Below are 20,098 nucleotides of genomic sequence, written 5' to 3'. Positions count from 1 at the left end.
TCGTCATTAGACGGCCTGCCCGACGCCCCAGAAGAAGTTCACCAGCGTCACCGCCGCGCCGCAGATGATCGCCGCCCCGCAGCTCACGAGGACGCCGACCTTGCCGCGGCTGGCGAGGTGGGGGTTGCTGCTGTTCGATCCGAGACCCCAGACGATCGCGGAGACGATCAGGGCGAGGACGGAGAGGATCAGGCCCACCGTCATGACGGCGCCGACGATGATGCGCAGCTGCTCGATGCCCGGAAGGCCCGAGCTGTTGGGGTCGATGTCGATCACGGTTGTGCTCCCTTGACTGGTCGAGACGGGGTTCTCGACGGTCAGGTGCGCACTCGCTCCCAGCCGCACAGGCAAGGACGGTCAGAGCCGGGTGCCGACGTCCAGCAGGAAGTTGAGCCAGGCAACGCCGGCACCGGATAGCGCGGCGGCGCCGACCGCGACAAGCAGGCCGGTGCGGGCCTTGGTCGCTGCCTGGTAGTTGCCGGAGGCTCCGCTGATCGCCCAGATGATGGCGCAGACGATGAGCATGAGCACCGCGGTGACGAGCACGAACATCAGCAGCGCGCCGACGATGGAGCGCAGGTCTGCGGCGCCGCCCACGCCGCCGAAGTCGGGGAACACGTCCATCACGCGCCCCCGGCAGTGCACAGGGCGGGGGCGGCATCGCCGCCCGCAATCCCTCCGGCACCGTGTTCGGTGAGCCAGGCGTCGGAGTCCACCGGGTCCGCTCCGGCGCCGCCGGGGTGGATCTGCAGGTGGAGGTGCGGGCCGGTCGAGTGGCCGGAGGAGCCGACGTCTCCGATGTGCTGGCCCGCGGTCACGGTGTCGCCGTCGGCGACGTGGATGCCGTGCTGCCACATGTGCACATACATCGACGCGACCCGCTGCCCGCCGACGGTGTGCTCGATGACGATGATCCCGCCGCCTGCGTCGGTGTAGTTCGCGCGCACCACGACGCCATCGGCGACGGCGTAGATCGGGGTGCCGTCGGGGGCGGCGAAGTCCGAGCCTGCGTGGAAGCGTCGTTCCCCGGTGATCGGGTCGTTGCGCCACCCGAACGGGCTCGTCCGCACCCAGGTTCCCTCGGGAAGCGGGAACACGATCCTGGTCGTCTCGGGCACGACCGGTGTCTCATCCCCGCCGCCGTTGCCGGAGGGCGCGGGGCGGGTGAGGGCGTCGAGGATCGCCTGCGCGACTGGCTGGTAGTTCTGATACCTGTCCGGGTAGGCGCTGACCTGGACGGCCTGGGCGGCCTCGCCGGGGTCGAGCTGCTGCCAGCCGGGGATGTCGAGCAGCCCCCGCGGGGACGGGTAGTTCGGGCCGGACTCGCCGCCGTAGAACGCCCTGGCCTGGTAAGCCGAGTCCATGAGCTCGGCGACCGTGCCCCAGCCGCTGGCGGGGCGCATCTGGAACAGGCCGAGCGAGTCATGATCAGAACCGTTGCCGTCGTTCGGATAGTTCGCCGACTCGGGGTAGGCGCTGGTGTTGGCGAGCATCCGCAGGGTGGATTCGGTGAGGGCGGCCATGAGCGCGATGAGCACACCGTCGCGGCCGACGCCGGCGGTCTGCCCGCCGACCGTGATGATCGTCGCCGCGTGCGTGAGCTGTTGCCGGTTCAGCGTGACCGTCTCCCCGTTTCGGGTCGTCGTGGTCAGCGAGTCCGGGATCGGGCCGACCGCGAGTGAGCCGGGCGTGCAGACGGCGGCGGTCGCGGAGGTGCCGCCGAGCGCGGCGACGCCCAGCAGGGCCGTGGAGGGCCCGATGAGCAGCAGGGTGAGGGCGAGGACGGCGAGCTTCTTCATCACGACGCTCCCGGCTAGTGCAGCGGGTTGTCGAGCTCGGACAGCCGCAGCACCTCGCACGAACCTGATGCCGCGCCGTGGCCGGGCGTGGGCGGGTTGCAGACGAGGAACACGGTGAACGCGACCGGGCGGGACGCCTCCACCGGCGTCGTGCCCCAGGTGCCGTCGCGGTGCCTCGTGCCCTCGAAGGTGTAGGCGATCGCCCCGGCCGGGATCTGGCCGGGCGCGGCCTGGTCGACGGCGGTCTCCCACGCCTCCGGGATGAACACCTCGTCGATGGTGAGCCACTGGCGCGTCGCATACTGTCGCAGCTGCGCCCACGCCTCCACAGAAGGCAGGTAGGCGCGCACGTCGCCCACGAACGCATCCGCCTCGGAACCGTGGGCGGCATCCGCGAGCACCTGCGCATAGTCCGAGGGCGTGTGCCCGGTCGTGGTGTCCCAGGTGAACAGGGCGGTCGCGACCGCGCGGGCGAACGCTTCCGGGCCGAGGTTCTGCCGGAGCGACTCCAGCTCACCGCCCGGCATCGGGCCGGGCGTCACAGGCGCAGCCGTGGTAGACGGGCGTTCGCTCGACGCCGGGTCGGCCGCGGCGGGGCCGTGGACGAGTCCGTAGATGCCGACGCCGACGAGGATCAGCAGGGCGAGGCCTGCGGCGGTGGCGGCGATCAGCAGGCGACGACGGCGACGGTCATCGGGGGCGGCGGGGTCCATGAACAGGGGTCCTTCCCGGACGGCAACAGGGATGCGTGGTTGCCAGGAAGGTGCGCACCACCGCCCCCCGCCCTGTTCAGGCGGTCTGCTCGGCCCGGTCCTCCCGGGCGGCACGGGCGGCATCGGCGAACGTGACGGTGCCGGCGATCGTCTCCTCGAACCGGGCCCATTGCTCGGTGGTGAGTGCCGGGCCGACATCGGCGGGGTCGTAGTGCTCCCACCACGAGGCCATGTCGTCCCACGTCGCGGTGAACACGCTCAGCGGGAACGGCACCGGGACACCCGGCTCCACCGCCGTCAGCGCGGGCCGCTTCGCCTTCCTGCCGGTCTTGGCGGCCTTGACGCGGGCGAGCGCGGCCTGCGCCAACTGCTCCAGCTCCGCAGCCTTCGCCTCCCGCTCCGCCGCCCGCACCGCATCCGCTTCGGTGCGGGCCTGCTCGCGCAGCTCGGCGGGCTGGGCAGGGTCGGCGGCGAGCTGGTCGAGCTCCGCCAGCGACAGCTCCGCGTTCACGCGCAGATGCGAGGGATAGACGCTGCCGCCGGTCTTGATCTGCTCGACCTCCTGCGCGGCGCGCGCCCGCACCGCCTCGGGCTGGGACTCGTCCGCGGCGAGGTCTTCCAGCCGGCCGATGCGCTCCAACGTCGTGTAGGAGGCGCGGCCAGTGACCATCCGAGCAGCCTGCGCACGGGTCTTGCCCTGCTCGATCTGCGGTGGTGCCAAATTGGCACCACCGTCTTCTGCGTCGTCGGCGGACGCCTGGAACCGGGTGGCCTCCTGTCGGCGCGCGGCGTCCTCGGCCAGCAGGGCCTTCAGCTCGCGGTAGAGGGCGGCGGCTTCGAGCTGGGTGAGGGGCTTGTGGAGCTGGTTGTCGTCCTGCTCCGCGAGGAGCTGCCCGAGCCGGTCGGAGACGCCGGAGCGTACCCACACGTTGACGGTTTTGATGCCGAGCAGCTTGATCGCCGCGAGCCGTCGGGCTCCGCAGATCAGGTGCCCGTCGAGGGTGACCGTGATCGGCTGCAGCAGCCCGTGGCGGCGTATCGACTCGACCAGCGGGATCAGGTCGCCGTGGTCGTGCCTGTGCCGCGCGCCGACGACGATCGAATCGACGGCGCGCTCCAGCTCGATTCGGCCTTCCAGCGGCGTGCTCATCGCCCGCCGCTCCCGGCATCGAATCTGGGTGCGGCGAGCCCGGCGGTGATCACGAGATCGTCGTCTGTGAGGAGTGCGCGCAGCGGCTGGCCGATCAGCAGGCGGCGGAGCATTCCGCGGCCGGCGTTCGTGTGCGCGAGTGCCGGGTCGGGAACGCCGAGCACGGCCCGCAGCAGCGCCGTCCAGGATGCGCCGGGGAGGTCGAGGAGGGCGCGGGCTTGCCGGTCTCGGCGCAGCACCTCGAACGCCGACGCCCGCGAGGACGCCTCCGTGAGCCGGGCAGTGACGTACTCGACCGCGGCCCGCGCGGTCTCTGGCTCCCACCCGACCCGGGTGAGGAACGCGATGGTGTCCTCGATGGCGGCGGTCACGTTCACCGCTCGCTCGGGCGCCGGGTCCTCGTCGTCGGGCTCGTCGTCGGTGAATGGGTCGAACCGGAACGCGGGGTGGTAGTCGGGCAGCGGGTTCTCCCGATCGCTGAACCGCTCCGCATCGTGGAACACCGAGTAGCGGGGACGGCGGGCCTGGTGAACGGAGCACAGCAGCCCGTTGCCGCGCTCCTCCGCGGTGCACGTCACCTGCACCGCCCGCGTGATCACCGCCCACGGGTCCTCCGCCCGGCGGGTCGCGGCACCGCGCATCGCCTCGAATGCCGCGGACGCCGCCTCCCACGGGTCCAGTCCGTGTTTGCGGGCCAGCGCCGCGTACTTGCTCGCCGCGTGCTCCATGAGCGCAGCGGCCTCGGGGTCATGGCGCCACGCTCCGCGCCCCGCCTCGTGGAGGCGGGTGAGCAGGGCGCGCAGCGCTTCCGAATCGTCGAATCGTTCCCGCCGTTTGCGGGCCGTGGCAGTCTCCATGACGGCACCTCCTGACAGGCAGGTGCGCACACGGCCCCCAGCGGCTTGGTTTCGCGCCGTCGCGCCGGGGGCGAACATGGTTACCCGAGCCCGATCCCGGAGCGAGACACCCAGGAGTAGTGCTCCCCGGACCCGCGGCCGAACGCCGTCACGGGCGGCAGCTTCCGGGCACGCTCGCTCACGAACCGGACACCAGTGCGCGCCCCGGTGCGCGCTGCCCGGTACGCCTGGCCGGGAACCCGGCGGGAGCGGCGGGCGAGCTCAGCCTGGAAGTCGATACCCCGTCCCGCAACCCTGGCCGAGCGGGAGACCATCAGGTCGGTCGGGCGCACCCACTCCACGCCCGGCCGTTGCTTCTTCGCCGCCTCCGTGGTGTCTTTGGTCAGCGACGGGTCGCGGTGCCGGGCGAGCGCCGAGGTCTCGCCCTCCCGCGGCGTCTCGTCGCGCTCCGGCCAGTCCGGGGCGCGTTCGACGCGCTCGTGCAGGGCGGTCGTGTGCTGGTCGTCGTTCATGGCGTCTCCTTCTCCTCAGGCCTCGTCAGTGCGGGCGGGGCCGTGAACCAGCGACCCACGGTGGAGGGGTGCACGCCCAGGCGCCGGGCGATGGCCTTGTTCGACCAGCCCTCCTCCTCGCGCAGGCGCGCTGCGAGCTCCCGGCTCGCCTGGCGCACCGGTCCGACCGCCAGCGGCGCTGGCGCAGCATCAGGCACGCGCTCATCAGGCGCAGGCTCCTCGGCGGGCTCGATGCTCGCGGGAAGGGGGCGGGTGAGGATCACGGTGAGGTGCGTGATCGCCAGCAGCACCATCGGCGGTACCGCCGCCACACACGCGGCGAGCACGCTGGGCACGTCGGCGTCGGCCGCGACGACGGCGTGGATCGCGTTCGCCGTCACCGACACCAGCGCACCGGCCGCGAGCAGCAGCCACGGGTACCAAGCCGACCGCTGGCTCGCGAGGGCGACGACAGCGACCGTCGCGACGACGATGATCCCGTCGACGATGAGCGGCCACGCCCAGGCCTGCCCGGCATCCACGCCCGAGCGGCGAGCGAGGTCCGCGAGGGCGGTGAACGAGAGCCAGAACGCGCCGGCCGCGATGAACACCGTCCCGGCCAAGGCCGTCACGACCGCGACCCCGCCGCCCCGCGTCCGTACCGCGGTACTCATAAGAGCACCTGCCCCGTGAGCCGCACCGGCCGTTGCGGCGCATCGCCCTGCCCGACGACGGATGCGGGCCGGGCGTGCGCGACGCGGTACGCAGAACGGATCGTGGTCTCGACCTCTCGCGGCGCAAGGCCGACTCGTTCGCCGGCCGGGGCAAGCGCGTCGACCATCTCCGGCAGCGACATGCCTGCCTCCGCGAGACGGCACGATGCCCAGAACAGGCCGCGGTTGCGCTCGCCCTCGGCGCGCATCCCGACCCACGCGGCCAGCCGTGTGGCATCTTCCGACCGGATCGGGCCGCGTACCTGGTGCGGGGCAGGCTCCGGGCGCGGGTCGAGGAAGTCCCGCAGCCGAGCCGCATCGACCGGTGCGGGCGCACGGTCGGCACCGGCGACGAACTCGTAGGAGCCGGCGCCTGTCACGGCCGAGGGCGGGACGATGATGTAGCCGCCGTCGCCGCGGAAGTCCACATGCGCCTTCGCCGCCTGCCACGACCGCTGCGGCCGGTCCGGGTCGGATGGGAAGTAGAAGTGCGCCCCGCCCGACGCCGACCTGACCGCGGCCAGCCATCCCGGCACCAGGCCGGCACGGCGGGAGCGCTCGAACGCCGCGAACCCGTCACCGCCGGGCTTGCGATCCACATCGACGACCACGACCCCGGAGACAGCGCCGGTCGGGATGCCAATGTTCGCGGACGGCCACCGCCGCCACCACGCCGCCACCTGACGGGCATCGATGGTTGCCGCGTGGAACCCGCCGGGCTGCGCTTCCGGGTTCTCCTCATCGGGCTTCAACAGCGGGTTCTTCGCGCCCGGCACGCACGGCAACACAGGCACCCCAGCAGCCGCGAGCAGCGCGGCGGCCTGTGGCAATGGAAGGGTCGACACCGAGGAGAGGACGCTGGCGACGCTCATCACAGGCTCCTCACCGCGACGTCCGCAGGACGCGACGAACGCGCCGACTCGCCCGGCACCGACTGGGGTGCGATCCGCTTAGAGCCAGCCACACGCGAAGTCCCAGTCGACTCACGGGACAGGCCGGGCGGGTCGCCCGTGCCGACCTGAACGGTGGGTAGCGCGTCGAGAATCGTCACGGCGACCTTGCGGACACGCTCGCCGGTGGCCTGCACAACCTCGGCCGGGTCCTTGTCCTTGACCGTGCCCGCCCAGCCCGAAACATACGGGATCGTGTAGGCGGTGGTGTCCATGCCATGCGCGGCGCCGATCATCAGCGCCACGGACTCGGCCTCGACCTCGCCGACGCCTCGATGCCCGGTCGCATCCGGGCTGTCGGGGCCGTGCAGCATCACATGCGCGAGCTCGTGCGCGAGGGTCTTCACCTGCGCGGCGTCGTCCATGTTCGTCCGCACCGCGACCGTGCGCGCCTGGAAGTCGGTCAGGCCGTTCGCGCCGTGGATCATCCCCTCGTGCTCGACCCGCAGCACCGCGAAGCCCTCGGCCGCCACCAGTGCCGATAGCCCTTCCCATAAGCCGTCCGGTGCCTGGCCTTCCATCAGCGTCGGCGCCGGGCGTTCAGGGATCGGCGGGCCGTCGGTCATCGAGACATCCCAGACACGCACCGGAATCGCGCGGACCATCTTCGACCGGACCGTTTCTCCGGGCTTCGGCTTCTCGTACCTGTCCAGGCGGCGCCATGATCCGGGGTTCTGCGGTGTCGAGGACGCGAACCGCGCCATCAGCGGGGCGAAGATCTGCATCGACCCGCCTGCCAGCGGAGAGCGACCCAGCGCCTTCCATTGCTTGTAACCGGCCACGAAGGTCGGCTCTGGCGCGCTTGTGCGACCTGCCTCGTAGAGATCGAGATGTTGAGCCCAGATCAGCAGCGTGTTGTTGAACGACTTCGCCCGGAACCGGGCCGCGAACTCCAGCGCACGCTTCCAGTCCTCACCCGAGACGAGCTGATCGACTGCAGCCGTTAGCCGCTCATGGAGCTGTTGGAGCCGCGCATCCCGCGCTGCTCGCGCCTCCTCGTCCGTCGCCATCAATGACCTCCTCCCGGCGAGGCCAACGGCACAAGCCGTTGACCCTTGCGACCATGAGGTGCGCCGGGCGGATCAGGAAGAAGAGAGACGGACAACGGACTGGGCCTGTGGCCGTCAGGCTCCGCGATGAACCCGACGTATTTGACGTGTTCTACACGGCAGTCCAAGACCTGTCGACGTCGCCGGCGAAACGTGGGACACGCGTCGAGTGGAGCGGTTCATACGACGAGTCCGCAGAGGTTACCGGCTGGTGTCGTTGACAGCGATAGCGTGGCTTTGTCGATCCTCAGGAACCGTATGTGGTGTGCGCCGGTACTGTGTCGGCGTGATGCCGTAGCGACGGAGAAACCAGTGGGATGCTACGCGCGGATCGCTCCACCCGACTTCGCTTGCGGCACGCATTACGGAAATGTCGGTTTCTTCGATGAGCCGCGCGAATTCGGTGAGCCGGAGTTCAGTGAGTAGACGCATTGGTGCGGCGCCGGCGTACTGTACGAACATGCGGGTGAGGTGGGTCCGTGAGAGGGAGAGTTCGCGTGAGAGCGCTCCAACGGTCCACGGCTCTGCGATGCGCCCGCGAAGCAACCGGATTGCCTGACCGACGTAGCCAATAGATCCGGTGTCGGTCAGTCGTCCATTGATGGGTGTCCACGGTGTCGTGAGGGTGTCCGGCGCTTCGTCCAGAAAAGTCGGCAGTATCAGCCTCATCCATCGTGCGAGAAGCTCGAGAGTGTGAGTCGCGACGACTTCGGGCGAGTGGGTCCCGCTGCGCAGTACGCTCATCTGTCGCCATATCGGCTCGACATGCCGCAGCACAGCGATACCTGGCGCAAGGACGATTGCGCGGCCGTCCCACTCGAGGGGGTGTACTCCTGCGATCACTCGTTCTGCGTCAGGGAGGAACCATGCCATCTGGGTGCGCCAGAACTGCTCGTCGGCGTAGATGGCCCAGATGCGTACGGACGGGGATGGGCGCACGCGGCACCATTTGCCGGTGCCGAGGGCAAGAGACATGCCAGGACGCAGGACGTGCATGCTCTCAGCAGTCTCTAGGGCGCAGGAGCCCTCAACGACGTTGAGTATCTTCGCGTGCCGGAACACGGTACGGCTTGACGGGACCGTACGCACCATCTCTATGGCCGCGATATCTCCTGGCGCTTGAACCGCTGCGTAGGGGGGCGTGAACCTGATCGGTTGAGTGGCCGGCAAGTCGTGCGCGGCCTCGAACGCGTCCTCTGGCGTAGCGGCCACGCTGCGCACGGCACACCGTCAGCTCAGCTTGCCTTCCGAGTCGCGTGGTCGCACGCGATGTTCGCTGAGGATCGAGATCCGATTGAACATGTTGATGGCCGCGGCGACCCACTCCGCGGCCGCGAACTCCGCCTCGGAGAGGGTGCTTCGGGCCTGCGCGAGCTCGACATTCACGGCGGCGTCGAGGGGGAGCCGGGTGGCTGCTTCAGCGATCGCGAGCAAGGCGCGCTCTCGATCGCTGAACAGTGGCGACTCGCGCCAGGCGGCCAAGATGTCGAGTAGTTGCTGATTGACGCCTGCGCGCCTTGCCTGCCGCGAATGCAGATCGAGGCAGAAGACGCATCCGTTCAACTGCGACGCCCGAACCTTGATCAACTCGCTCTCGGCGGGAGTGAGTCCGCGTTGCGATGCGGCTTCAGACACAGCGGTCGCGAACGCAGACGCGGCTTCCCATGCTTCTGGGACGGCCTTGTCCATGTAGGGGCGTGCTCCATGCAAGGTGGACATCAGCGATCATCCTTGGCCGAGCCGCCATCGGAGTCGAGGTCCTTCCTGACCTCGTCCATGTCGAGTCCTCTGACGTTCTCTACCACTTCGGCTAGGGCAGTGGGCGGTAGGGCGCCGGCCTGGCTGAAGACGAGCAACCCCTGGCGGAAGGCGAGCAGAGTGGGAATCGCGGTGATTTGGGCCGCCGCAGTGATGCGCTGCTCCGACTCCGTGTCGAGCTTCGCGTGGACGATGTCGGGATTGTCTTGCGACGACTTCTCGAAGACCGGCGCAAACTGATGGCATGGTGCGCACCAGTCCGCCCAGAAGTCGACGAGAACGATGTCGTTCTGATTGATCGTGACCTCGAAGTTGTCCTCGGTCAGTTCGACGGTTGCCATGTGGGTTCTCCTCTTGTGCGTATGACGATCAGTGGTGGTGTCCGTGGGGGTTGCCAGGGAACCGCGTGTCGACGACATCCGCATACTCCGGATGAGCGCGGATGTACGCGGCGGCGAAGGGGCACGAGACCGTCGCGGTCTTCTTGTCCTCGCGGAGACTGTTGAGGACGCCTCCAAGGAGTCGCGCCGCGACTCCCTTTCCGCGGAACTCGGGGAACACGGGCGTCGCGAGCAGAAGCACCCGGTCGCCGGTTCTGCTGTAGAGCAGGCCGGCGGCGAGCTTGCCGTTCACGGTCGCTTCGTACAGCTCGGACTCGACGTTCTCAGTGATGACGAAGTCTTCGACTGCGTCCGAGGATGCAGCCGGGAGGTCAGTGTCGGCGTCGGTCGCGGTCAAGCCGATCATTCCGTCGGGATGTTTCATGTGTCTCCTATCGCGAGATCTCGGTCAGCGGCCCGGTAGTACCCAGTCGGGTCGGATGAAATGGCACGAGTATCCATTGGGGTGCTTCTGCAGGTAGTCCTGGTGTTCGGGTTCGGCCTCCCAGAACGGGCCGGCTTCGCCCACCTCTGTCACGACTTTTCCTGGCCAGCGGCCGGAAGCGTTGATCGCTTCGATCACGTGGAAGGCGACCTTCCTCTGTCCCTCGGTCGTCGTGAAGATCGCTGATCGGTAACTGCGCCCGATGTCGTTTCCCTGACGGTTCCGAGTGGTGGGATCGTGAATCTGAAAGAAGAACTCCAGCAGTATCTGGAATCGGATGATCGAGGGGTCATAGATCACTTCGAGGGCTTCTGCGTGATCCCCGTGATCCCGGTAGGTTGCGTTGGGGGTGTCGTCGTCGCCGGAGTATCCGACGCGGGTGCTCACGACGCCCGGGAGTGAGCGGAAGAGCTCCTGGGCTCCCCAGAAGCAGCCGCTGGCGAGGATCACTCTCGAGGTCGGCATCGTCTTCTCTCTCTTCACGGCGGGCAGCACGCCCCTTCGGGTCACGATACGGAGCCGGGTGCTGTCCAGGTGGCCTGGCTGTGCAGCGTAATGTCCGCGACCTGCGGCGTTCGGAAGCGGAGCGGGCGGTTGCAGGGAGAAGACAGCTCTCTGCAGGGGCAGGCCACACAGGGCAGAGAAGCGGATCTACCGTCGGAGGAGGCGTCGGAACTCCGGCAAGCCAGCGAACCGTGCCCTACGGTGAGGAGAGATCGTGATATCAGAGCAGATCGATTTCGAGAATGTGCGCTTTGACCCGGATCTCTCTGACTTCCACGAACTTGCGAAGCAGATGGCTGCGGGGTTCGGGTACACGGCGAAGTTGTCGATCGGTGATCGCCTCGCTGCCCTTCTCCGATTGCGGGTTGCTCAGATCAATCCGTGCTCGTACTGCCTGATCCTGCACACGCGTATCGCCGTGGAAGTAGGAATCGGCGCGGCGATGGTGGCGCACCTGGCGAGTTGGCGGCAGAGCACGATGTTCTCCGGTTCCGAAGCACTCGCACTGGCGTACTGCGAAGCGCTGACACGTTACGAGCACGAGCACTTCGATGAGATGCATCAAGGGCTGACGGTGTTCTTCGATGAGCGTGAGATCGCGGAGATCGCAGCCGTCGTCATCAACATGAACGTGTGGACGAGGCTGAAGCTCGCACAAGGCTCCGTGCCGGTGGTATCGCCCGGTGGTGAAGAGTCTGCTCGCGACGCCGAGAGACCAGGCGTCAGGGGAAAGAAAGGGAACCCATCATGACTGACGGATCGTTCAGTGGGCAGGACATCGAGTTCGATCTGCTTCCGCCGGATGAGAGCCTGGACTCGGATCTTCTCGGCGAAGACTCCGATGACGACGGCCCGGGATACTCTCCACCGGAGCGGCGGTCATCCGAACTGTCGTGGGGATTCACTGCACGCGAAGCACGTGCCCGGGAGCCGCTGGCGGCTCGCTTGGCGCGTGAGGTGCCGGAGTACGAACCCGAAGAGCCGATGGGCGACGGGATCGGCGACATCATCGGCACGGACGGCGAGATCCTTGACGACCAGGTCGGATCGGTACGCGCTGGACGGCTGATCTGGACCGAACCCGGCAACCCAGACCCATCCTCCGACTTCTGGGCCTCCGACATCGGCATCGACAACGGTGCCGCCTCCGCCGAAGAAGCGGCTATCCATGTCGTCATCGACGAGGGCGACTATGACCGGCAATAGTCTGGAATCAGACCGGGGAAGCCCGGAAGACCGGCGGAGGCTGTAATGATGCAGCAGACATGGGACTCGCGCAGCATCGATCCACGTGACCGCGTGGAGACGATCCGCACGATGCTCTGCGAGAACCTCGTCCAGACGGACCTGACTCTCGACCCGCAGGGCCGCGAGGCGCATGTGAACGTGTCCTACCAAGACATCGGGCAGCTGAGAGCGTTGTCCGTCAAGACGGTGCCCTCGCTGGCTGCCCTCGCTATGCGTCCCCAGCGGATGATCATGTCGGACGACGACGAGTCATTGTTCGTGGTCTTCCAGCGCGGCAACCGGTCGATGCTGCGCCGTGGCGATGACCAGACCGTGATGACCCCGGGCAGCATCGTCGTTTACCCGAGCACGAGCCCCTACGTCCACGCCTTCGACGAAGGAGTCATCGGGGACTTCTTCCGACTGCCGTTGGGTGTGGTGGGGTTGACGGCGGATCAGGTCGCTGAGGTCTCGGGTGTGGACCTGCAGGAGCGGACCTCGCTGGCGGCGCTGCTGCGGTCCGTGCTCGGGGGCGTGATGGACTCCGAACTCAGCCTTCGCGACGAGGTGGACGTGTTCGCGCCCGTCGCCGACCTGCTGAAAGTCACCCTGCTCAGCGCCCTCACTCCCGACCGCGCCACGACCCGGTATCCGCTGGCCGAGCAGATCGTCACCTACGTGCTCGACAACCTCACCGACCCCGGTCTCGGAGCCGCCCGGATCGCGAAGGACCTGCACGTGTCCGAGCGTCTGCTCTACGCAGAGATGTCCCGCGCGGACATCAGGCTCGCGCAGCTGATCCAGTCCCAGCGCCTGCGTCGCGTCCGCGACGCCCTGACCGCACCGGCCACCATCGACGTCCCCATCGGCATCCTCGCCCAACAGCACGGGTTCGTCTCCGCCAGCCACTTCAGCCGCATCTTCCGCGAAGAATTCGGCACCACACCCCGCCAATGGCGCAACAACACCACACCTCGCCCCGATGAGATCCAGGACGAGAGTCGACTGGATCTCCCGCAGCAGATCAGACCAGAGGAGACGTACGGATGAACGAGCCGCTGTCTGATCTCGCCGTCGTTGACGCGGAGGAAGTTCGAGCATCGGATATCCCTCGCGCGCTGACGGCCGCATCGATCCTGTACGAGGACGGGGCGACGCAGGCATTCGCCGAGAACGGCAAGACCGTGTATGTCGAGAACGGAAGACCCACGTTGGGGGAGTGGTACGTGGATGCAGAGGGGCAGTTCTGCTCCTTCTGGCCGCCGGACTACCGAGCGTGCTACGAACTGCGCTGGCTCGTCGAAGATGAGCGGATCACTGGTCTGCGCTTCCGCCGCGGCTCCTACACAGCCGTCGGCCGGTACCAGCTCCCCGGGCCTGACAATGCTGTCAAGGAATGAGCAGGGCGTCTCGGCAACGGGCCAGAAGCTCGTAAAGACGGGCGCGCTCCACCAGCTCGACCTCCATCGTCATGCGTTGAACAACCGAGGACACTTCCTCATGCGCGCGTTCGAGGAGGAGCTCTGCGGCGTCGTTCAGCACCACGCTCCGTTCTCGCCGGGGTCCAGGATCACTCGAGCGGGTCACCAGCCCCCGCTTCTCCAGTCCCTGGAGCAGCACGTTCATCGACTGACGGGACACGAACGCGCGTCGGGCGAGCTCGGAGCTCGTGATACCTGGCGTGTCCTGCAAGGCGGTCAAGCACGCGTACTGCGGCACACTCAGCGCGAGCGGGCGAAGCCGATCGTCCATTCGCTGGTTCAGGAGCGACTGCGTCTCCTTGATCAACACCCCCAACGACTCCGGGCTCCGGTCCAATGCATCCATGTCAATAGTTTGACACACACTCCACTGAGTGTCAGGATATTGACACTGGCGTTATTGAACAGAACAGGAGCTTGCTCATGGCAGCAACAACCACCGGCCCGGACTTCATCTCTTTCCAGGTGCGGGACCGCGCCGTCTCCGCGGAGTTCTACGACAAGCTCGTCGGACTCACACGGCTCCCAGACTCGAACCCGGCAGCGACCGTCTTCTCCGCAGAAGGAACCGCGTTCGCCGTCCGCGACCCGTTCCCGGGCGTGGATCTCGACGCGATCCCTCAGCTCGGCGCCGGCATCGGCGTCTGGTTCCACAACGATGACGCGGAACGCGTGCACGCACGACTCGTCGACGCGGGAGTGGCGATCGTGCAGGAACCGGTCGAGGGGCCGTTCGGCCTGCAGTTCTCGTTCCGAGACCCCGACGGCTACGTCGTCACCATCCACGCCCGCGCCTAACACCACCATGGCGCAGCACACCCTCTCGGTCCCAGTGCTCGGGCCGTGGTCGTTGCGCACCAGCAAGCGGTTCTGGGAAGAGTTCACCCCTACCGCGATCGAGTCCGGCGGCGACCCGGACGTCCTCTCCGCACGCTTTGTGAGCGAGCACGACTGGACGTCCGTATCCGCCCACGTCACCCAGAGCGGGGAGAGCGCCCAGATCGGTCTGTCCGGCCCGGGCGATCTGACCGCAGCCGCCGAGCAGGTGCGGCGCTTCCTCTCTCTCGATGTGGACGCGCGGGAATGGCCGGCCGTCGGCGATCGCGACCCGATCGTCGCCACCGCCCAAAGGGCGCTCCCCGGATATCGCCCGTGCGGCTTCCATTCCCCGTACGAAGCCGCAGCCTGGTGCGTCTTGTCGCAGCGCACCCGCGTCCCGGTCGCTGCCCGACTCCGCCGCGACCTTATCGTCGCGCACGGCAACGACGGGGTGTTTCCCGCGCCCGATGCGCTCATCCGCGCCATCGACGCCGAAGAACTAGACCTACCCGGTCGGAAGCCAGAGTATCTCCGAGCTGTCGCAGAGGCCGCACTCACCGGGCTGCTCAACGGTCCTCGGCTCCGAACGATGCCCGAAGAATCGGCTCGCCGCGACCTGCTCACGGTGACAGGCATCGGCCCGTTCGCCACGGACCTCATCCTTATCCGCGGCGCCAACGCCCAGGACATCCTTCCGCGCGCGGAACGCCGCCTCTACGCCGAGATCTCCTACCAGTACGGGCCCGACTCGGTGCTCGAGGAGGTCGCGGAACGCTGGCGCCCCTTCCGCTCCTGGGCCGCCGTCCACCTCCGTGCGCTCCGAGAGCAGCGCACCCGTGAGATGGGCTGATCGATGACGTTACGGCTCTTCGATAGTGGAACGTCATCGCTACGCACGTTCGCGCCCCTGCGACCGGGCCACGTCGGCATCTATCTGTGCGGTCCGACTGTTCAGGCTCCGCCGCACGTCGGTCATCTCCGATCCGCAGTGGTCTTCGACCAGCTGCGACGATGGCTCCAGATCGGCCACGAGCTCGACGTGACCCTGGTGCGAAACATCACCGACCTGGACGACAAGATTCTTGCCGCGAGCCAGACGGCGGGCGTTCCATGGTGGGCGTGGGCGGCTCGTCATGAGAGGGCGTTCGCCGACGCTTATCGCAAGATCGGTATCTTGCCGCCGACGATCGAGCCGCGCGCGACAGGGCACACCGCCGAGATGCTTACCTTCATCGACCGGCTGATCGCCCGGGGCCACGCGTACCGAGCGGGAGGGGAAGCGGGGGACGTCTACTTCGACGTCTCATCATGGCCCGGCTACGGGTCTTTGACCTCACAGGAGCACGGCACTCTCCGCGGAGACGAACATACCGATCAGGCAACAGAGAAACGTGACCCTCGCGACTTCGCGCTCTGGAAGTCGGCTCCCCCGGACGCGGGGGCCAGCGAGGAGATCGTTGCTCCTGCGGCATGGGCTTCGCCTTACGGGCCGGGACGCCCCGGATGGCATCTGAGCTGTTCGACAATGATTCTCCGCTACCTGGGAGAGAGCTTCGACATCCACGGTGGCGGGCTCGACCTGCGCTTTCCTCATCATGAGAACGAACAGGCGCAGTCCCGTGCCGCCGGATACGGATTCGCGCGCTACTGGATGCACAACGGCTGGGTCACGTCCGGCGGCGACAAGATCAGCAAATCCCTCGGCAACGCGACACCCCTCGACGAGCTACTGCAGCACATGCGTCCTCTCGACCTGCGCTACTACCTCGGATCGGCCCACTATCGGTCGAACCTGGAACTGACCGACTCCGCCCTGCGATCCGCCGCGGCGGCGATGCGCAGGATCGAAGACTTCATCACCCGGAGCGCCAACCACTCGAGGCGCGCGGCGGACGCGGACATGCTGCCGGTCGCATTCCGAAACGCCTTGGATGACGACCTCAACATCCCCATGGCACTCGCGGTCCTCCATGACGAAGTCAGGCGGGGCAACACCGCCCTCGCCCAGCACGACGCGCGGACCGGTGCCGACACGCTGGATGCGGTGCTCGCCATGACTGACGTCCTCGGCATCAACCCGCGCGACAGCCCGTGGGACGAATCAACGGCCACACCCCCGCGCGCCGAGCGCGCACTGGAGGCCCTGATCGCACAGGCGCTCGACCAGCGAGCCCAGGCACGTGCGGCCGGAGACTTCCGCACTGCAGACCGTATCCGTGACGAACTCGACGCCGCCGGGATCGTGCTCAACGACAGCCAGTCAGGTACGACATGGGGCTTCACCGAAGGCCATACCTCATAGCCCGGAACAACAACAGGAGGATTCTTGAAGTCACAGCCCACTCCCAGGCTCACGGGACCAAACCGCGTCACCCCGGCGTTATCAACAGTGACGCCGCAGCCAGCGGCGCCGAACAAGGAGGACATCGTGTCGCACGACTACAGCAAGACTTCTGAGGCCCTGAGCCGCCTCAACGACCAGCAGTACCGCGTCACCCAGAAGGACGGCACCGAGCCGGCCTTCCGCAACGAGTACTGGGACAACCACGAGGACGGCCTGTACGTGGACGTCGTCTCCGGACAGCCGCTGTTCTCATCCACCGACAAGTACGACAGCGGAACCGGATGGCCCAGCTTCACCAAGCCGGTCGTCGCTGACGCCGTTCACACGAAGACGGACCGATCCCTCTGGATGCCCCGCACCGAGGTCCGCTCTACCGGGGCGGACAGCCACCTCGGGCACGTCTTCGACGACGGCCCCGCGAACGCCGGCGGCCTGCGCTACTGCATGAACTCCGCCGCGCTGCGGTTCATCCCCGTCTCCGACCTGGAGGCCGAGGGGTATGGAGAGTTCCGCTCACTGTTCGAGACCACCACCACGACCACGAAGGAGCACGCATCATGACCAGTGGAATTCACGACACCGGAGAGGTCACCCGCACACCCGGCACCGAGACGGCCGTCCTGGCCGGCGGCTGCTTCTGGGGCGTGGACGAGCTCATCCGCAAGCAGCCGGGCGTGATCAGCACCCGCGCCGGATACACCGGCGGGCAGAACGATCACGCCACCTACCGCAACCACCCCGGCCACGCCGAGGCCGTGGAGATCGTCTTCGACCCATCGAAGACGACGTACCGGGACATCCTGGCGTTCTTCTTCCAGATCCACGACCCGTCGACCCTGAACCGTCAGGGCAACGACATCGGCACCAGCTACCGGTCGGCGATCTTCCCGCTCACCCCCGAGCAGGAGCAGGTCGCCAAGGAGACGATCGCCGACGTCGATGCCTCCGGTCTGTGGCCAGGATCGGCTGTCACCACGATCGAGCCCGCCGGCCCGTTCTGGGAGGCCGAGCCTGAGCACCAGGACTACCTCCAGCGGTATCCGAACGGCTACAACTGCCACTACCCTCGTGCCGGCTGGGTCCTGCCCCGCCGCATCCAGGCGACCGAGGCTTCCGTCTGACCATGTCCACGTGGGGGCGTGCCACCGCTGAGCCGGTGGCACGCCCCCGCGTCATCAGTGACGGAGGAATGATGCGGAACGACCGTGAACGAAGATGAAGACAACGCGGTGGAGCGACGTCGCGCAGCGTCAGCCGCAGTCCTCACATGCGCAGACCTGACCGATGCGCTCGGCCGGAAGCACCGTCACCGCGCCCATATCACCGGGCTCGTCAGCCCGGCACCCGAACGCATCCTGTTCGGGCGCGTCGCGACGATCTCCTTCTTCCCGACCTGCCACGCCATACTTGACCCGGAGGAATACACCTTCGGACGGCTGTTCCACCAGGCCGTCGACGGATCACCAGCCAATCCCGGCAACACGGTCCTCGTGATGGCCAGCAACGGCCACAGCTCGACGTCTCTCGCCGGTGGAACGAAGCTCTCCCGTGCGACCAACGTCGGCCTCGCCGGCGTCCTAACTGACGGACGCCTTCGCGACTTCGACGAACTGGCCGCGGAACCGTTCGCCGCATGGTGCTCGGGAGAGGCCGTCGCCTGGGGTGGAGCAGTGGTCACGCCGTTTCAGGCAAATATTCCCGTCGTCATCGAAGGAGTGGGCATCTATCCGGGCCAGTACATCTTCTGCGACTCATCGGGAGCCGTCGTCATCCCCGACAGCGACATCGACGAAGTGCTTGAGACCGCCCATCAGGTCCGTGCCGACGACAGCGCGTCCCGTGACCTGATCGCGCGGGAAGGTCGCAACGAAGGCTTGACGCGCGAGCGGTGACCTCACGGTCCCGGTGGTGTGGTGTTGTTGCGCCATTGGCGGGGTGTGGTGCCGAATTCTTCGCGGAAGATGCGGCTGAAGTGGCTGGCGGAGACGAATCCGTGCTGTTGGGCGAGGATGCCGATGGGGACGTCGATGGTGGCCGGTGCGGTCAGGGCGTCGCGGACGCGACGCAGGCGCTGGGACTGGATCAGCTGCGCGAGCCTGATGTCCGCGCGGGACATCTCTGCGTAGAGCAGACGCTCGGACACGTGCAGGTCCTTCGCGATCCGGGCGGCTCCGAGACCGGGGTCGGTGAGGTTGTCGAGCACGTAGGTGACGATCTGCTCGGCCAGCGGATACCGGGTCGTGGCGCGGTCGGGAGTGAGGGCGCTGAGCAGGGTGACTTTCAGCAGGTCGGCGACGGGCGCGAACACGTCCACCTCGTCGCGAAGGCTGAGTTTGGAGTCCATCACGCCCCCGAGCACGGACCGCAGCAGCGCCGCCAGCGAGGTCCGCTCCTGCAGGTCCACACCCGAGACCTCAGCGACCTGATCCGCCGTCAACCCCACCACACCCAACGGCACCTCGACAATCATGCGATCGGCATCCTCGGTGGGCATCGCGCTCTCCACCGTCGAGCGGGGGACAACGACGATGCTCCCGGGGGTCAGCTCGGTGTCCCGCCCCTGCAGCGACAGGACCGAGGCGTTCCGACGCTGGTAGATGACTAACAGGTAGTCCTCGCTGCGACCACGGGGAGAGCTGACCGTCGTCACAGGACTGCTTCCTCGATCAGCTCATAGATGTTCGCCCGGCGGAGGTCGCTGGCGTGAAAGACGAGCCCGTCGCCCCGGTGCGGTGGCTGCTCCGCGACATGCCGCACGCACGCGGCGGCGAGATCTCGCTCGGTCGGCGACATCACCACGACTCCAATCACGGTCGTGTCCGCGCCGACGAGATTGGTGGCGCTCCTGCTCACCTCACCGACTACGCCCGTCGCCAACCTGTGTACTCGGGCCCGAGACATCGTGCCGGCACCGTCGAACGCCACCACCACCGTTCCGGGCCGAACGATGTGCAGCGCGGCGGTCACCTCATGCTCGATACGCGAGGCCAACGCCCGTCGAGCCCGGATGCCCAGGCCCCTACGAAACCGATAGGCCGCCACGACCAGGCGCTCGTCCTCAGCCACCCGCTCCGCAAGAGGCGAGGGAACGAGCATCAGAAACTCTTGCGCGTCACCGAGCTTGACCGGCAGGTCCACCGAACGCCCCTCTCCTGCGGAGCGCGCAACGTTCTCGACGGGCGCGCGTGGGCAGCCGCACCGAGCCCTCGGCTCGGACTTTCTCGCGCACACGGAAGATCCGTGAGCCGCGTGGCTTCCCGCACATCATGACCACTAGCCTACGACGACAGAAAAGGACTCGCCAGACCAAAGTATGAGCGGGATGTCGGCGGCGCTCGAAAACTGAACGGTTTCGGCGTTCGAATTGTGAACGGTTGCTGGCAGTTTAGTCAGCTGGGTCGGTGATGTCGGTGCGGGT

At 67.6% G+C, this 20,098-nt stretch carries 28 protein-coding genes; 10 read left to right on the top strand and 18 right to left on the bottom strand.

Annotated features, from left to right (window positions below):
* Positions 1 to 6: 6 nt before the first annotated feature.
* The 15 genes from ACWIDW_RS13920 to msrA (ACWIDW_RS13850) form a co-directional block, all read right to left on the bottom strand.
* Complete coding sequence (locus tag ACWIDW_RS13920; RefSeq protein ID WP_020627604.1) at positions 7 to 276, bottom strand: DUF6112 family protein; 270 nt, start codon at positions 274 to 276, stop codon at positions 7 to 9.
* An 81-nt stretch (positions 277 to 357) separates the two neighbouring features.
* A complete protein-coding gene (locus ACWIDW_RS13915; RefSeq protein ID WP_043281856.1) occupies positions 358 to 624 on the bottom strand; it encodes a DUF6112 family protein in 267 nt (88 codons plus the stop codon).
* Positions 624 to 1,799 carry a M23 family metallopeptidase gene (locus tag ACWIDW_RS13910; protein WP_454125893.1) on the bottom strand — a complete coding sequence of 392 codons (1,176 nt, stop codon included), beginning with the start codon at positions 1,797 to 1,799 and terminating at the stop codon, positions 624 to 626. The genes ACWIDW_RS13915 and ACWIDW_RS13910 overlap by 1 nt, the downstream gene beginning before the upstream one ends.
* Positions 1,800 to 1,813: 14 nt before the next feature.
* Complete coding sequence (locus tag ACWIDW_RS13905) at positions 1,814 to 2,512, bottom strand: hypothetical protein (protein ID WP_020627601.1); 699 nt, start codon at positions 2,510 to 2,512, stop codon at positions 1,814 to 1,816.
* A gap of 76 nt (positions 2,513 to 2,588) precedes the next feature.
* Positions 2,589 to 3,662, bottom strand: a complete 1,074-nt coding sequence (locus ACWIDW_RS13900; protein ID WP_020627600.1) for a ParB N-terminal domain-containing protein — start codon at positions 3,660 to 3,662, stop codon at positions 2,589 to 2,591.
* Positions 3,659 to 4,519, bottom strand: coding sequence for a serine/threonine-protein kinase (locus ACWIDW_RS13895; protein WP_043281843.1), 861 nt, complete (start codon positions 4,517 to 4,519; stop codon positions 3,659 to 3,661). The genes ACWIDW_RS13900 and ACWIDW_RS13895 overlap by 4 nt, the downstream gene beginning before the upstream one ends.
* An 80-nt stretch (positions 4,520 to 4,599) precedes the next feature.
* On the bottom strand, positions 4,600 to 5,031 hold the full coding sequence (locus tag ACWIDW_RS13890) for a hypothetical protein (RefSeq protein ID WP_020627598.1): 432 nt from the start codon (positions 5,029 to 5,031) through the stop codon (positions 4,600 to 4,602).
* Entirely contained in the window at positions 5,028 to 5,684 is a 657-nt protein-coding gene (locus tag ACWIDW_RS13885; RefSeq protein ID WP_020627597.1) for a DUF2637 domain-containing protein, read from the bottom strand. Before ACWIDW_RS13885 ends, ACWIDW_RS13890 begins: the two co-directional genes overlap by 4 nt.
* Positions 5,681 to 6,595 carry a bifunctional DNA primase/polymerase gene (locus ACWIDW_RS13880; RefSeq protein WP_020627596.1) on the bottom strand — a complete coding sequence of 305 codons (915 nt, stop codon included), beginning with the start codon at positions 6,593 to 6,595 and terminating at the stop codon, positions 5,681 to 5,683. Before ACWIDW_RS13880 ends, ACWIDW_RS13885 begins: the two co-directional genes overlap by 4 nt.
* On the bottom strand, positions 6,595 to 7,683 hold the full coding sequence (locus ACWIDW_RS13875; protein ID WP_070708795.1) for an ImmA/IrrE family metallo-endopeptidase: 1,089 nt from the start codon (positions 7,681 to 7,683) through the stop codon (positions 6,595 to 6,597). Before ACWIDW_RS13875 ends, ACWIDW_RS13880 begins: the two co-directional genes overlap by 1 nt.
* A gap of 240 nt (positions 7,684 to 7,923) precedes the next feature.
* Complete coding sequence (locus ACWIDW_RS13870; protein ID WP_168167988.1) at positions 7,924 to 8,697, bottom strand: AraC family transcriptional regulator; 774 nt, start codon at positions 8,695 to 8,697, stop codon at positions 7,924 to 7,926.
* 255 nt (positions 8,698 to 8,952) lie between these two features.
* On the bottom strand, positions 8,953 to 9,441 hold the full coding sequence (locus ACWIDW_RS13865; RefSeq protein WP_020627594.1) for a carboxymuconolactone decarboxylase family protein: 489 nt from the start codon (positions 9,439 to 9,441) through the stop codon (positions 8,953 to 8,955).
* Positions 9,441 to 9,821, bottom strand: a complete 381-nt coding sequence (gene trxA / locus ACWIDW_RS13860) for a thioredoxin (protein WP_020627593.1) — start codon at positions 9,819 to 9,821, stop codon at positions 9,441 to 9,443. Before trxA ends, ACWIDW_RS13865 begins: the two co-directional genes overlap by 1 nt.
* A 28-nt stretch (positions 9,822 to 9,849) precedes the next feature.
* Entirely contained in the window at positions 9,850 to 10,245 is a 396-nt protein-coding gene (locus ACWIDW_RS13855) for a GNAT family N-acetyltransferase (RefSeq protein ID WP_286968202.1), read from the bottom strand.
* 24 nt (positions 10,246 to 10,269) lie between these two features.
* Positions 10,270 to 10,770, bottom strand: a complete 501-nt coding sequence (gene msrA / locus ACWIDW_RS13850) for a peptide-methionine (S)-S-oxide reductase MsrA (RefSeq protein ID WP_043281847.1) — start codon at positions 10,768 to 10,770, stop codon at positions 10,270 to 10,272.
* Positions 10,771 to 11,023: 253 nt separating this feature from the next.
* Between msrA (ACWIDW_RS13850) and ACWIDW_RS13845 the strand changes: the two genes are divergently transcribed.
* Genes ACWIDW_RS13845 through ACWIDW_RS13830 form a run of 4 tightly spaced genes read left to right on the top strand, consistent with a single transcriptional unit; the run spans position 11,024 to position 13,436 of the window.
* Positions 11,024 to 11,560, top strand: a complete 537-nt coding sequence (locus tag ACWIDW_RS13845) for a carboxymuconolactone decarboxylase family protein (RefSeq protein WP_020627590.1) — start codon at positions 11,024 to 11,026, stop codon at positions 11,558 to 11,560.
* On the top strand, positions 11,557 to 12,015 hold the full coding sequence (locus tag ACWIDW_RS13840) for a DUF5709 domain-containing protein (protein WP_020627589.1): 459 nt from the start codon (positions 11,557 to 11,559) through the stop codon (positions 12,013 to 12,015). Before ACWIDW_RS13845 ends, ACWIDW_RS13840 begins: the two co-directional genes overlap by 4 nt.
* Positions 12,016 to 12,060: 45 nt before the next feature.
* A complete protein-coding gene (locus ACWIDW_RS13835) occupies positions 12,061 to 13,086 on the top strand; it encodes a helix-turn-helix domain-containing protein (protein WP_101966225.1) in 1,026 nt (341 codons plus the stop codon).
* A complete protein-coding gene (locus ACWIDW_RS13830; protein ID WP_070708719.1) occupies positions 13,083 to 13,436 on the top strand; it encodes a hypothetical protein in 354 nt (117 codons plus the stop codon). The genes ACWIDW_RS13835 and ACWIDW_RS13830 overlap by 4 nt, the downstream gene beginning before the upstream one ends.
* Here ACWIDW_RS13830 and ACWIDW_RS13825 read toward each other — a convergent pair.
* Positions 13,426 to 13,863 (bottom strand): MarR family winged helix-turn-helix transcriptional regulator, encoded by a 438-nt coding sequence (locus ACWIDW_RS13825; RefSeq protein WP_020621643.1) that lies wholly within the window; start codon positions 13,861 to 13,863, stop codon positions 13,426 to 13,428. The two genes, ACWIDW_RS13830 and ACWIDW_RS13825, sit on opposite strands and share 11 nt — an antisense overlap.
* 77 nt (positions 13,864 to 13,940) lie before the next feature.
* Here ACWIDW_RS13825 and ACWIDW_RS13820 point away from each other — a divergent pair, with 77 nt between their 5' ends.
* The 6 genes from ACWIDW_RS13820 to ACWIDW_RS13795 all read left to right on the top strand — a co-directional run bounded on the left by ACWIDW_RS13820 (position 13,941) and on the right by ACWIDW_RS13795 (position 18,572).
* Entirely contained in the window at positions 13,941 to 14,315 is a 375-nt protein-coding gene (locus ACWIDW_RS13820; protein WP_251204187.1) for a VOC family protein, read from the top strand.
* 7 nt (positions 14,316 to 14,322) lie between these two features.
* Positions 14,323 to 15,186, top strand: coding sequence for a DNA-3-methyladenine glycosylase family protein (locus ACWIDW_RS13815; RefSeq protein WP_070708718.1), 864 nt, complete (start codon positions 14,323 to 14,325; stop codon positions 15,184 to 15,186).
* 3 nt (positions 15,187 to 15,189) lie between these two features.
* Complete coding sequence (gene cysS / locus ACWIDW_RS13810; protein WP_070708717.1) at positions 15,190 to 16,638, top strand: cysteine--tRNA ligase; 1,449 nt, start codon at positions 15,190 to 15,192, stop codon at positions 16,636 to 16,638.
* Between the two features lie 126 nt (positions 16,639 to 16,764).
* Positions 16,765 to 17,241, top strand: a complete 477-nt coding sequence (gene msrB / locus ACWIDW_RS13805; RefSeq protein ID WP_020625393.1) for a peptide-methionine (R)-S-oxide reductase MsrB — start codon at positions 16,765 to 16,767, stop codon at positions 17,239 to 17,241.
* A complete protein-coding gene (gene msrA, locus ACWIDW_RS13800; RefSeq protein WP_020625394.1) occupies positions 17,238 to 17,801 on the top strand; it encodes a peptide-methionine (S)-S-oxide reductase MsrA in 564 nt (187 codons plus the stop codon). Before msrB ends, msrA (ACWIDW_RS13800) begins: the two co-directional genes overlap by 4 nt.
* 108 nt (positions 17,802 to 17,909) lie before the next feature.
* Positions 17,910 to 18,572 carry an RraA family protein gene (locus ACWIDW_RS13795; RefSeq protein ID WP_020625395.1) on the top strand — a complete coding sequence of 221 codons (663 nt, stop codon included), beginning with the start codon at positions 17,910 to 17,912 and terminating at the stop codon, positions 18,570 to 18,572.
* 2 nt (positions 18,573 to 18,574) lie between these two features.
* On the opposite strand, the gene ACWIDW_RS13790 is transcribed toward ACWIDW_RS13795, so the two are convergent.
* Positions 18,575 to 19,330: a helix-turn-helix domain-containing protein gene (locus ACWIDW_RS13790; protein ID WP_175987530.1), complete on the bottom strand. Its 756-nt coding sequence runs from the start codon at positions 19,328 to 19,330 to the stop codon at positions 18,575 to 18,577.
* Positions 19,327 to 19,818 carry a hypothetical protein gene (locus tag ACWIDW_RS13785; RefSeq protein ID WP_020625383.1) on the bottom strand — a complete coding sequence of 164 codons (492 nt, stop codon included), beginning with the start codon at positions 19,816 to 19,818 and terminating at the stop codon, positions 19,327 to 19,329. The genes ACWIDW_RS13790 and ACWIDW_RS13785 overlap by 4 nt, the downstream gene beginning before the upstream one ends.
* Positions 19,819 to 20,098: the final 280 nt, after the last annotated feature.

This window comes from Microbacterium sp. NPDC055312, assembly GCF_053645675.1.
Note: the sequence above shows the minus strand (reverse complement) of the source record. Positions and strands in the feature narration are given on the sequence as shown.